Raw genomic sequence first — 12,193 nt, forward strand, 5'->3', positions numbered from 1 at the left:
AAAGGTTTTGCATGTTGAGTAGTAAAAACGAATTTTGTAGGAATCTGCCATTTTTTGTCGGGTAAGGAGCGGCCGGAAGGGGGTCAATACTACCAGTTTGCCCTGTATGCAAGTTCCCGTTCCTTAGCCGTCTCTATCCAATCATTCCACTTAGCGCTGATCTCGTCATTTTGGATCCCGCTATGAAAGTGCAGTGAGAAAAAGAGATGTTTCTCATCGTTGTCGATACCTTTGGCGACAGTCTTTACCTCAATTTTGTTTATAGCATCATCCGGTTTGGCCCTGTCTGGGAAATATATAGAGACGGCATCCTGAATATCGGAGCTGTTACCGCCGTTTTGCATTTCATCCAGCGGAACAACATCCGCCTCCTCCTGCTCTCCCATGTCAACCCGCAGACCGCCGCTGGAAAGATTCTTCACAACGCCATACTTTTTCGTGCCGTCCGAAAGTTCCACCCGGATGTTCAGCGGCACCTCGCGCATCCCCCATCGAACTTCACTGCGCCTGTTTTGTGCACGGGAAATTTCCAATCCAGACCATTTGTTTCTCAAGATCGGATTCATCCTTTCACGAAGATCCTTGACCAGAAAGGGCTTGAGGAGATAGGCATTGGCCCCTTCGTATATCGCGTTTACAACGTCTTCCTTGTGCGCCTCGCCAGTGACCATAATGATCGGGACATCCCTGATGTACGGTTCTTCCGCCCTTCTTACCGTGCGCAAGACTTCGATCCCCGGAGTCTGCGGCATATTCCAGTCGAGAAGTACCAGATCCAGTTGCGTGTTCGGATCATCGGTCTGGCGAAAAATAACAGAAAGGGCGTCCGTTCCGTTTCGCGCCTTGAACACGTTATCGCGCTTTCTTTTAAAAGTGCAGATAGCGGAAAGCATATTTTCCATGGTTCTGATCATATTGGCCTGGTCGTCCACCAGAAGCACCTTGATCCTGTCCATATGCCTTAGAAATTCCAGATCGCTTATCATTTCCACTAATGACCTCGGAAAAAGTATCCATATCGATAACGAAGATTTCCTACTCAACGCAATTTTATACCCATTAGGGTCTAAAACGGAAATTATCATCGTATGCGGCCACAAGCCTGATTTTATTATGAAAATTTTACATGAAAATATTTAAAGGAAGAAATTAAATGAGGCGGGGCTGGCAACAAACTTTTATTCCCGTTTTACCGGGTACAGCCGTTCGGCCAATCAGATGATCTTTGAGTGCCGCCCCTGCCTCTACAAATAAGCTACACGATTATTGAAGTAAATACAGCCTACTAAAAATATTATTCTTAATGTAGAATTAGAGAAGTGTGAATGAATTCAACTCTCATCACAAACAGCAATCTCTCATTGTAATGATGGAGCCCGAAAGAGATGCTCGACTGGGTAAAAGTAGGAAAAGACGCAGTATCCCTGTTCGCAATCATTGATCCTATAGGTTCGGTAGCCATCTTCCTAAGCCTTACAGCCCAGATGACGGAACTTCAAAAAAAGCAAACCGCAACCATCACAGCCATAACAATGGGGATAGTGCTGATAGTTTCACTTCTGATAGGCGAAAAATTCCTCCAGCTGTTCGGGATAAGCATACCTGCATTCAAGGTGGGGGGCGGGATATTGATATTTTTGCTCGCAATTGCCATGCTGAACGCACAAATCCCCGGCATTAAAAGAACTAAAGAAGAACAGCAAGAAGCAGAAGAGGCAGAAGACGTAAGAACGATCGGTGTGGTGCCTATGGCTATTCCGCTCCTCGCTGGGCCGGGGGCAATTTCCAATGTCATTATCAATTCATACAAGATAACCAGCATGACAGGCTACCTTGTATATATCCTTACAATAATTTTAATCGCTCTCTTCACATGGCTTACATACCGCTGGGGGGTTTCAATTTCATCCCATCTTGGTCGCACAGGAATAAACATAGTCACAAGGCTGATGGGGCTACTTTTGGCGGCGATCTCTGTGGAAATTATCGCGAACGGTCTTAAAGGGCTCTTCCCGATACTTGCCTGAAAACCGCGCTTCCTTTCGCTCCGTAATGTTTTCACCGACAATTTATGCGGTGTATTCTTATGTTACATATATATCAATATAATTTGTTCGGCCACTACTGCTCTGAAAATTTGCAAATTTATGCTAAAATAGCGACTAACAGTTAATCAACGCAGGAGGAGCGCTGGAGAAACTTTTCACATTTTATATATTTCGCTATTTTCTCTAAACTTTTTTGCATTTTCAATTTCGGGAGTTAGGCGTTCTTTCCACTCAGGCTCTCGACTTTGACTGAGGTTTATAGATGCTGTTAAAGCTTGGCCTTCCCCGTGAAAGGATCAGATACCTGATCGTGATAATGACAATTATCACTTTCATAGTCACGGCCGTCTCTACCGGCCTTCTTTATACCGTTTCATTCGAACAGCAGACAACCCGCCTAACAGAAACTGCCCAGAGCCAGGCAAAGCTTATAGAAGCGATGTTCAAACATGACGAACAGCATGGGCACATCACACAGATCGAAACCGAGCTCCATATACTTGGCCAGATGCAAGAGGCTCACAAGAATTACCAGGGGTTCGGCAAGACAGGAGAATTTACATTTGCCAAACTCAAAAACGGAAAGATACATTTTCTGCTGACCCACAGACATTCAGGCAGCTTTGGCACAAATGAAGATCATCCCCCTTTTCCCATGACGGATAATTACGCCCAGCCGATGCAGATGGCGCTTAAAGGAAAATCGGGTTCAATGATAGGTCTTGATTATCGCGGCGAAAAAGTTCTGGCCGCGTACGAGCCTGTCGCTTGGGGAGATGAACAGGTTGGGATCGTCGCGAAAATCGATTTATCCGAAATACGAGCGCCATTCATAAAGACCGGGCTGATCACCGCATTAATCGCCATATTGGCGGTCTTTGCCGGGGCATATGTATTCAGGGAAATAAGCGACCCTTTAATACAGGAATTAAACGACAGCGAATTGCGCTACCGCCAACTGGTGGAATTGACCCCCGACGGATTTTTGATCCATTCAGACGGACGGGTGGTTTTCGCGAATAGCGCGGCAAAAAAAATGCTTGGAACCGACAATCCCGACAGAATAACGGAGACGCCAATAGTTAACTTCGTCTTGCCGGAATTTTGGGAAAACACAATAAACAGAATTTACAAAATGGCTGAGCAAAATAAACCGATAACCCTTATTGAAGAAACCTTCGTCCGAACCGATGGAACAATATTAGACGTTGAGGTGATATCGATGCCGATCCTGTACAAGAACAAACCTGCGCTACAAATGGTTTTACATGACATAACGATACGCAAACAGCATCAAAAGGCGATTCTCGACAGATCAAGAGAGATGCAGACCATTTTCGACGCAATACCAGACATATATTTCCGCTTTAAACCGGACGGGACGATCATCGATTTTCATGCCTCCAGCTATTTTAAAATTGACCTGAAAGCCGCCCCCTGCATCGGCGAGAAAGCGGAAACCGTTTTTCCTGAAGATATGTTCGCAAAGGTTGCTCCCGCGATCTCCGAAGTGGCACAGCAAAAAAGAGTAGCGAATATTGAGTTTAAAATGGCAAATCAAAACGGCTCCAGACACTTTGATTCCAGGCTCCTCCCTTTGCCGAATGGCGAAGTTATGTGCATGTTGCGCGATATAACCGACCGGAAAAAATCGGACATGGCTCTGCAACAGGTGGTTGTAGGAATTTCTTCCGCCAAATCAGGCGCGGAATTTTTCTCTTCACTTGTGTTAAACCTCGCGGGGACATTGAACATATCACATGCGCTGATAGGCAAAATTTGCGAAGACAATATGAATCGCGTGAAAACCATAGCAATATGCGCCGATGGAAAACTGGCGGAAAACTTTGAGTTCGATCTAGAAGGCACTCCTTGCCAAACCGTCATAAATCAAAGGTTATGCACCTATCCAAGCAACGTGACGCGCATGTTCCCGAAGGACAAGATCCTGATAGATATGGGGATCGAGTGTTATTCAGGCACACCCCTGTTTGGGTCGGATGGCCGTTCACTGGGAATACTGGTAATCCTTGACCGGAATCCGATGGTAAACAGGGTGATGACGGAATCGATGCTGGAAATTTTCGCAACACGGGTCGCGGCAGAATTGGAGAGATGCCAGTACGAAGAGGATATCCGCAAGGCGAAGGATGACGCGGTGAAAGCGACGGAACTCAAGGACAAATTTCTATCACTTGTTTCGCACGACCTGAAAACGCCGTTATCATCGATAAACGGCTCTATCCAGCTTTTAAAGCGCGAAAACACGACTTTAAGATCCGAAAATCTTGGGAAGTTTATCGCCCTCGCCGAAAGCGCGGGGAAGCAGATGGGAAACCTTATTGATGAGGTGCTTACTATTAGCAGGTTTAAAACGGGCAAACTTAAACTGAATTGCTCATTTTTCGATCCGTATTTCGCAGTGTACAAAGTTCAGGAGAACGTAAGGACGCTTGCCGAAGCAAAGAACATCATCCTTGAAAATAAAGTGATAAAAAACAAGCGGCTGTTCGCGGATTCTCAGTTATTAACGGAGATCCTTGCAAACCTCATGACAAACGCCATTAAATTCACAAATCCCGGCGGCACGGTAGCTCTCTCTTTCGACGAAGACAAAATGAACACTATCGTTATAGAGGACAACGGCATAGGCATCTCCGCCAAAAACCTGAAGAAGATATTTTCATTTGAAGAAAAAACAACAACTCTCGGCACATCCGGCGAGGTCGGTACGGGAATGGGACTTCCACTGTGCAAGGAGATGGTAGAGGCGCATGGCGGAAATTTGAAAGTTGAATCTGCCTTAAACAAAGGAACCAGATTTTATGTGAGCCTTCCTGTCGTAAAACCAAAAATTCTGTTCGTCGATGACGAGGATAATTTCAGGATCTTATTCAGACATCATCTGCAAAAGCTGGATCTGGAGTTCATCGAGGCGAGAAACGGCCTTGAAGCGCTGGAAATATTGAAAAGCAAAACTCCGCATTTGATAATTTCAGATCTATCGATGCCGGCAATGGACGGGTTCGCGCTTCTGGAAAATATCAAAAACAATCCCAGAACAAATACAATCCCCACCATAATCTTCACTTCCGATTCGAGCGTTGAAACAAGAAATCATGTCCTGCAGATGGGAGCTGACGATTTTCTGGAAAAGACCTCACCGCCAAACGAGTTCATCCCCCGTATTCGCAGGTATATCGGGTAATAAACAACCTGTCTCCATCGGCAATCTTTGCCCGCACATTTGTGCCGGCTTTCTTTTATAAATATCGATAACTCATATTTTCTCCCTGTTTTTCCCGAAATTCCCGATAAAAATTAAATCAAACCACTGCGGACGTCAAACGTGGAATGGTGATAAAATGAGGGTTGAATACTTCACGGGATGCGGGGAACAATGGAAAAAAGAAATACGGCAAAAGAGAGAATAATGTCGTTGGTGCTGACGATGTCGATTGTCTCGCTTCTGATAGCGTCGGCGGCTATCTCTATTCTGTACAACGTATCCTTTGAACAGCAGAAACTGCGACTTATAGAAACCATACAGAGCCAGGCCAGCCTGATAGAGGCGATAGCGCGTCACGACATGAAACATAAACATGATGCTTTTGAAGAATCTTTTGAAGACACAATCGGACAGCTCCGGGATGCGCATGAAAATTATGTCGGTTTCGGCAAGACCGGCGAATTTGTGCTTGCAACTATCGAAGACGACCATATTAAATTTCTTTTGAGCCATCGACATGCCACAGGACCAATTAAGGGGAGCCATTCCCCCCCTATGATACCGATGGGATCGGACGTGGCCATACCGATCCAAAAGGCGCTTTTGGGGGAGGAAGGTGCCATTGTGGATGTCGACTACAGAGGGGAGAAGGTTTTGGCCGCCTTCCAGCTAGTGAAACTGGGAGAAACAAGACTTGCAATAGTCGCAAAAATCGATCTGTCGGAAATACGCGCCCCTTTCATCGAGGCAGGAGTATACACAACGCTCTTCGCGGTATTAGTCGTCCTTATCGGAACAAACATATTTATAAGGATCGGCGCTCCGCTCATCCGCCAAATGGAAGAGAGCGAACTTCGCCTCTCCAAAATCACGAACTCTTCAAGCGACGCTATCATAATGATAAATTCCATGGGGAAGATACGCTTCTGGAACCCGGCGGCAGAAAAGATGTTCGGATTCACCTTTGACGACGTTTATGACAAAAACCTTGAAAAATTCATTATCCCCCCAAGATACAGGGAGAAACACCTGGAAGGCTTAAAGCCGTTTGCGCTTACCGGAAAAGGGAATGTAGTCGATAAAACTTTGGAGATATCGGCAATTGATAAATTCGGAAGGGAATTTCCGATAGAGCTTTCCATCGCCTCTATCAACCTTGAAAACAACTGGCACGCGGTGGGGACGATCAGCGATATTTCCGAGCGTGTGCGCGCGAAGGAAGAACTTCAGCGGGCGCATGACCTTCTCGAACATAGGGTCGTTGAAAGAACGCAGGAACTTACCCGCTCAAATGAAGAGCTGAAGGACTTCGCCTATATAGTTTCCCACGACCTGAAGGCGCCGCTAAGGGCCATCAGCTCCCTTGCGACATGGATAGCCGCCGATTACGAGGACAAGCTGGACGACGACGGAAAAGAGAATCTTCAGCTTCTCGTCAGCCGAACAAGAAGAATGAACGAACTGATCGAAGGAATTCTTCACTATTCGCGGCTGGGAAGAGTGAAACCCGAATTGATGGAAATAAATTGCCTAACACTGGTTCAGGAAACGATTGAATCGCTCAATTGCCCTGAAAACGTGACAATCACAATAGACGGGGAATTACCGAAAATTGTTTACGACAAGGCCCAGATACGTCAACTTTTTCAAAACCTTATCAGTAACGCAATTGCGCATATGGACAAGCCCGAAGGGAAGATAACTGTAGGATGCGAAGATTTCGATAAACTATGGAAATTCAGCGTTAAGGACAACGGAGTCGGGATCGATACTAGACATTTCGACCGCATTTTCAAGATTTTTCAGAGCCTCAAGCCCCGTGACGAAAAAGAGTCCACAGGAATAGGTTTGGCTCTAGTGAGAAAAATTGTAGAATTAAACGGAGGGCTCGTCTGGGTGGAATCAAGTGTAGGAGTTGGGAGCACTTTTTACTTTACCATTCCGAAGGGGATAAAAGTTACAAAAGCCGAATAGATCCGGTATTGAATAGCGGCTGATTCGGAAACATTAAAGGAGATTTATGTTTATGGACTCAAATATCTCGATTCTGCTCGTGGAAGACGATTCGGTCGATATAAAGACCGTAAAGCGCGCGTTCAAGGAAGCCAACGTGACCAACCATCTTGATGTTGCGGGAAATGGGGAAGAAGCACTTTCATTCCTTAGGAACAACAAAAATGCTGCCGCTCAAAACGGAAAAAGGCCCGGACTGATCTTCCTTGACCTCAACATGCCGGTCATGGGTGGGATCGAATTTCTTAAAATAATGAAAAACGATCCGGAACTGAAAAGAATACCTGTAATAGTGCTTACAACATCCAAGGAAGAGACCGAACGAGTAGATAGTTTCAATCTTGGCGTAGCCGGCTACATTATCAAGCCTGTCGATTTTTATAAATTTGTTGAAGCCGTAAGGGTGATAAACCTTTACTGGACCTTGAGTGAACTGCCATCATAGGGTAATCAGCTTATGCCAAAAACGAATGTGCGGGTACTCCTTGTCGATGATGACATAGTAGATAGAAAAGCGCTGACAAGATATGTAAAGGAAAATAAGCTTCCTTACGAAATCAAGCCTGCGTCTTCGCTGGCAGAATGCCGAGATATCCTTAACGAGCAAAAATTCGATATCATACTTCTCGATTACCAGCTTGGGGACGGCACAGGCATCGAGATAATGCCCCTGACAAACGGCACTCCCGTCGTCTTTGTTACCGGCGGAGGGGACGAATCTATCGCCGCGGAAGCGCTGAAGCTTGGAGCATACGGATACCTTATAAAGGACCCCGACCAGAAATACCTCGCCGTTCTAAGCGGAACTATCAATAACGTCGTAGACAGAAAAGCATCTGAAGAGGCGCTAAAGGATTCCGAAACCAAATTTCGCTCCGTTACCCGCTCCGCGAACGACGCGATCATCTCCTGCGACGACCAGGCAACTATAATTTCATGGGACGGCGGAGCGCAAAACATCTTTGGATATACCGATGAAGAGGCGGTGGGACAGCCCGTGACCATACTTATCCCCCAGTCATACCTGGAAAAACATACGCATGGATTCAAGAAATTCACTCATACTGGGAAGGAAACTATAATCGGAAGAACCGTTGAATATTCCGGATTGAGGAAAAACGGAAGCGAATTCCCCATCGAAATGTCTCTCTCAACATGGAGGGCAAAGGAAAAAACATTTTTCACCGCTATCATTCGCGACATTACCGAACGGTCCAAATTCATCAAGGAACTCAACTTCGCGAAGGAAAGAGCGGAAAACGCAACCCTCCTGAAAGATAAATTCCTGTCACTCGTCTCCCACGATCTCCGATCGCCACTGGGAACAATGCTCGGATTCCTCCGGCTCCTCCGTGCCGATTCGTCAACAACAGAGGACGAACAGAAAATAAACAGGCTTGCTAACGCAGTCGACATTGGCGAGAACATGCTCAAACTTATCGAAGAACTGCTCGATATCGGCAGGCTCAGAACCGGTATCGTAAAGCCGAAATTGAGGTTTTGTGATTTGGGCGTCCTTACATTAAAGGTTTTAACCATGTACGGATTCATGGCGAAGGAGAAGGGGATAAAAGTTGAAAACGAAGTGCCGATACATACAAGGATATACGCGGATGCCGATCTCATAATCCAGGTTCTTCAAAACCTGTTTTTTAACGCCATTAAATTCTGCAGGAAAGGGGATTCGATCGTTTTCAAATGTGAAACCGGCAAAAAAATCACACTATCAGTTATAGACACCGGGGTAGGGATTGAACCGGGCCGCCTGAAAAATCTTTTCAGTTATGAGATGCACACCTCCACAGTCGGCACAGCGGGTGAAACAGGCACCGGACTGGGACTTCCGTTATGCAGGGAGATAATGGAGACTCATGGTGGGACATTGGAAATAGAATCTGAAATAAACAAGGGGACCAGCTGTGCCATCACCCTGAACATCGTGAAGCCGCGCGTCCTCCTGGTCGACGACGACAGGGTTGTCAGAAAAGTCATCATCAGCTACCTGAAAGATTTCGATATCGACATCGTTGAAACAGACGGAGCAAAAAACGCTTTGGATATATTGGAAAAAGAAATCCCTCATCTTGTCATTATCGATATTCTTATGCCAGAAATGGACGGATTCCAGCTGACTCAGGCAATACGAAATGATCCAAAATACAAACTGCTGCCAATCATAATTCTTACTTCCGACACTAATATTGAAACCAGACAGAAGGCGTTCCAGCTCGGCGCCGACGATTTCGCGCAAAAGAACTCGGACAAGAACGACTTTATCGCCCGTGTCCGCAGATTCGTCGGCTGATCACTTCATACAGCCTTTCCGATGTTGAAATAACGCTCCGTTTTAAAGACTCTTTGCAGACGGCTGTTCCTGAAAGCGGTTATCGATTTCTCTATCTCGTCAATCATCATCGGCGAAGGCTTGAGCCTTGCCGCCATCTCAAATCCGCCGGAGAGTATCTTTTCTAGAAATCTCGCGGAACCAAGCGATACCGGGATGGTAAATTCCACCCCCTTGGCGCACTTCTCGCATGATAGCCCCCCGCCTTCAGGATTGAAAAACGGCTTGCTGTTCAGCTCGAACTTTTTTCCGCATGTTACGCAGCGGTCAAGAGTCGGCCTGTATCCGAGGGAACTTAGGAATCTTACGTCGAAAAAGCGCGTTATCCACTCGTAACCCCGGCCGTTTTCGTTCTCCCCTATCCATTTGAGGGTGCGAACTACGGTGTCAAATGCTGTCCTGTTCGGATCGCCCTCCTTGAGTCCGGCCTCCACCATCTCCACCAGATAACATGCGCGGGAAAATTTATCGAGATTTGAAATGAAATTCATGTTGTTGCCGGTAAGCTCGATACTGCTCAGGATGAAAAGCTGGCTATGCTCCTTGCCGAGATAGGAGAGTTTTACCGTCTGAAACGGTTCGAGTCGGCCCAGAAAGCGGCTCTTCATTTTTTTGGCCCCTTTTGCGATAACGCGAACCTTTCCGTGATTCCTGCAAAAAACAGAAACTATCCTGTCGCTTTCTCCATAGTCCCAGTTCCTGAGTACAAGCGCTTCATCGTTATAGCGTGGCATGGTCCTATTTTATTCCTTGCCAGGCCTCCCGGATACTCTTTCCGTCCTTTGTCCAGTCTTTTTTCGTTTTCACCTTCAGGTCGAGATAGAATTTCCTTTCAAGTTCCCTTTCGAGCTCTTCCCTTGCCGCCTTCCCTATCGCCCCAATCATCTCTCCACCTTTTCCGATAACTATCCCCTTCTGGGACTCCTTTTCTACCCAGATGACCGCATGGACAACGGAGAGGTTTTCGCTTCGCTCCTTAAAATCGACTATCTCCACCATGCAGGAGTATGGCACCTCCTGTCGAGTGAGCTTGAAAACATACTCCCGGATAACTTCACTCGCAATGAATCTTTCATTCTGCTCCATCACCATATCGTCGGGGTAAAGTTTCGGCCCCTCCGGCAATAGCGAGAGCAGATGATTTTCAAGTTCGGCCACCCCCTCGCCGGTTTTTGCCGAAATAGGGAAGACATTTTCCATACCCATCTTCGCGAAATCCTCTATTACAGGGAGAAGCGAGCCCTTGTCTGCCTTGTCGATCTTATTTATGGCGATAATGACAGGCTTCTTCTTCCCTTTCAGCTTCTCTATCCACTTCCTCTCGTATTCCGTTTCCCTGTGAAGAGGGTCGCTTAAAAACAGAAAGAGGTCGGCGTCGGCTATTCCACCTTCCGCCTCCTTAACCATCATCTGGTTGATTGTCTTCTTCGATTCGTGGAGACCCGGAGTATCGATAAAGATTATCTGGGAGTTCTCCTCCGTCTTTATGCCTACTATCCTGTTTCGGGTGGTCTGCGGTTTGGCAGTTACAATCGCTATCTTCTGGCCGCAAAGAAAATTCAAGAGGGTGGACTTGCCTGCATTGGGCATGCCCAAGATGCAACAATAACCGGTGTGAAATGGCTTTTCTATTTTACACTCACAAATTTTGTAACGCTCAGCTCGGCTTCGTACGGACCGTCCTTTGCGTGGCTTATTGTCCCTTCCAGGGTAATGACCTTTCCGATATAAGCTTCAAGCTCGGCGACTATTTCCCCCTTGATGTAATAACTGTTTTTCTGACCGCGACGAATCCGTACGGGTATCACCTGCAGTATGTCGTCCGTGTAACGCATCAGTCTCCCGGTAACCGTTACTTTAGTGCGATCCTCCACATCCCCTTTGGTCTGTATCTCCTTTGCCTTCAGGAGCACCGGCTCGGAAAGCTTTTTGACAGCCACCAGATTGTAATAGACAGCCTTCTTTGGGGGGATGGCATAATCCTTAACCTCATGCTTGTATTCAACATCAACATTGATTATTCCCTCATCGAGAGAAACATTTTTCAAATTGATGTCATAATTGTCAGTCGGCTTGGAAAGAACTACTATCACCATTTTCTTGTCGTAATTGATCTTCCGAAGATGCCTTTTCAGTTTGCTCAACCGCGAATGTGTTACCAGATTGTTTGCCTTGAATTTATTCGCGAAATATACGCCGCCCCTCTCCGACCTTATAACCGTAAGTGAAGGTGGCTCGGTAAGTGATGTTCCGAGGACGTTCGTCGGAAGAGAATCTATCAACTGGTCGGAAGTAGACAACTTTTCAGCTGACGCGCTTCCTGCCGCAAACGCAACAGCTAATGCTGAAAAAATAAAGAAATGGCTAATCGGCTTTTTCATAAGACTAGAAAGTCTATCATGCAATTCATATTTAACAAGCATTAACCGGCAAAATCTCCATGAATAGGCCTGTAATTCGCTTTATTCCCTGCTTTCCCCTGTGCCCTGAACCGTACACCATGTTTTTCATAGGCCGGATTTTACCAAAATCGCTTCGCCATGAAAACCGCTTCCCATG

General features: G+C 46.3%; 9 protein-coding genes. 5 read left to right on the forward strand and 4 right to left on the reverse strand.

The annotated features are described in order from the left end of the window. Window positions 1-89 precede the first annotated feature (89 nt). Window positions 90-986: a response regulator gene (locus tag OEY64_09790; protein ID MDH5543242.1), complete on the reverse strand. Its 897-nt coding sequence runs from the start codon at window positions 984-986 to the stop codon at window positions 90-92. Between the two features lie 399 nt (window positions 987-1,385). On the opposite strand from OEY64_09790, the gene OEY64_09795 reads away from it, so the two are divergent. From OEY64_09795 to OEY64_09815, 5 genes are all read left to right on the forward strand, one after another. Further along, window positions 1,386-2,027 (forward strand): NAAT family transporter, encoded by a 642-nt coding sequence (locus OEY64_09795; protein MDH5543243.1) that lies wholly within the window; start codon window positions 1,386-1,388, stop codon window positions 2,025-2,027. Window positions 2,028-2,310: 283 nt separating this feature from the next. Further along, the gene (locus OEY64_09800) at window positions 2,311-5,256 is read left to right on the forward strand and encodes a response regulator (GenBank protein MDH5543244.1); all 2,946 of its coding nucleotides are present in this window, start codon (window positions 2,311-2,313) and stop codon (window positions 5,254-5,256) included. A gap of 192 nt (window positions 5,257-5,448) precedes the next feature. Further along, window positions 5,449-7,251, forward strand: coding sequence for a PAS domain S-box protein (locus OEY64_09805; GenBank protein ID MDH5543245.1), 1,803 nt, complete (start codon window positions 5,449-5,451; stop codon window positions 7,249-7,251). A gap of 52 nt (window positions 7,252-7,303) precedes the next feature. Next, on the forward strand, window positions 7,304-7,735 hold the full coding sequence (locus OEY64_09810; GenBank protein ID MDH5543246.1) for a response regulator: 432 nt from the start codon (window positions 7,304-7,306) through the stop codon (window positions 7,733-7,735). 12 nt (window positions 7,736-7,747) lie between these two features. Beyond that, window positions 7,748-9,595, forward strand: coding sequence for a response regulator (locus tag OEY64_09815; protein MDH5543247.1), 1,848 nt, complete (start codon window positions 7,748-7,750; stop codon window positions 9,593-9,595). A gap of 5 nt (window positions 9,596-9,600) precedes the next feature. Here OEY64_09815 and recO read toward each other — a convergent pair whose 3' ends face one another. From recO to OEY64_09830, 3 genes are read right to left on the reverse strand one after another with little or no spacing between them, the layout of a single operon-like run. Then, window positions 9,601-10,368, reverse strand: coding sequence for a DNA repair protein RecO (recO, locus tag OEY64_09820; GenBank protein ID MDH5543248.1), 768 nt, complete (start codon window positions 10,366-10,368; stop codon window positions 9,601-9,603). A 4-nt stretch (window positions 10,369-10,372) separates the two neighbouring features. Next, on the reverse strand, window positions 10,373-11,266 hold the full coding sequence (gene era, locus OEY64_09825; protein MDH5543249.1) for a GTPase Era: 894 nt from the start codon (window positions 11,264-11,266) through the stop codon (window positions 10,373-10,375). Next, complete coding sequence (locus OEY64_09830; GenBank protein ID MDH5543250.1) at window positions 11,263-12,015, reverse strand: hypothetical protein; 753 nt, start codon at window positions 12,013-12,015, stop codon at window positions 11,263-11,265. Before OEY64_09830 ends, era begins: the two co-directional genes overlap by 4 nt. Window positions 12,016-12,193 lie beyond the last annotated feature (178 nt).

It is taken from the genome of Nitrospinota bacterium (genome assembly GCA_029881495.1).
In the GTDB taxonomy this organism is placed as follows: Bacteria; Nitrospinota_A; UBA7883; order JACRGQ01; family JACRGQ01; genus JAOUMJ01.

Bases quoted from the DNA above. Each gene is read 5' to 3' on its own strand.
- OEY64_09790 (MDH5543242.1), bottom strand. From the start codon at position 986: ATGATAAGCGATCTGGAATTTCTAAGGCATATGGACAGGATCAAGGTG.
- OEY64_09795 (MDH5543243.1), top strand. From the start codon at position 1,386: ATGCTCGACTGGGTAAAAGTAGGAAAAGACGCAGTATCCCTGTTCGCA.
- OEY64_09800 (MDH5543244.1), top strand. From the start codon at position 2,311: ATGCTGTTAAAGCTTGGCCTTCCCCGTGAAAGGATCAGATACCTGATC.
- OEY64_09805 (MDH5543245.1), top strand. From the start codon at position 5,449: ATGGAAAAAAGAAATACGGCAAAAGAGAGAATAATGTCGTTGGTGCTG.
- OEY64_09810 (MDH5543246.1), top strand. From the start codon at position 7,304: ATGGACTCAAATATCTCGATTCTGCTCGTGGAAGACGATTCGGTCGAT.
- OEY64_09815 (MDH5543247.1), top strand. From the start codon at position 7,748: ATGCCAAAAACGAATGTGCGGGTACTCCTTGTCGATGATGACATAGTA.
- recO (MDH5543248.1), bottom strand. From the start codon at position 10,368: ATGCCACGCTATAACGATGAAGCGCTTGTACTCAGGAACTGGGACTAT.
- OEY64_09830 (MDH5543250.1), bottom strand. From the start codon at position 12,015: ATGAAAAAGCCGATTAGCCATTTCTTTATTTTTTCAGCATTAGCTGTT.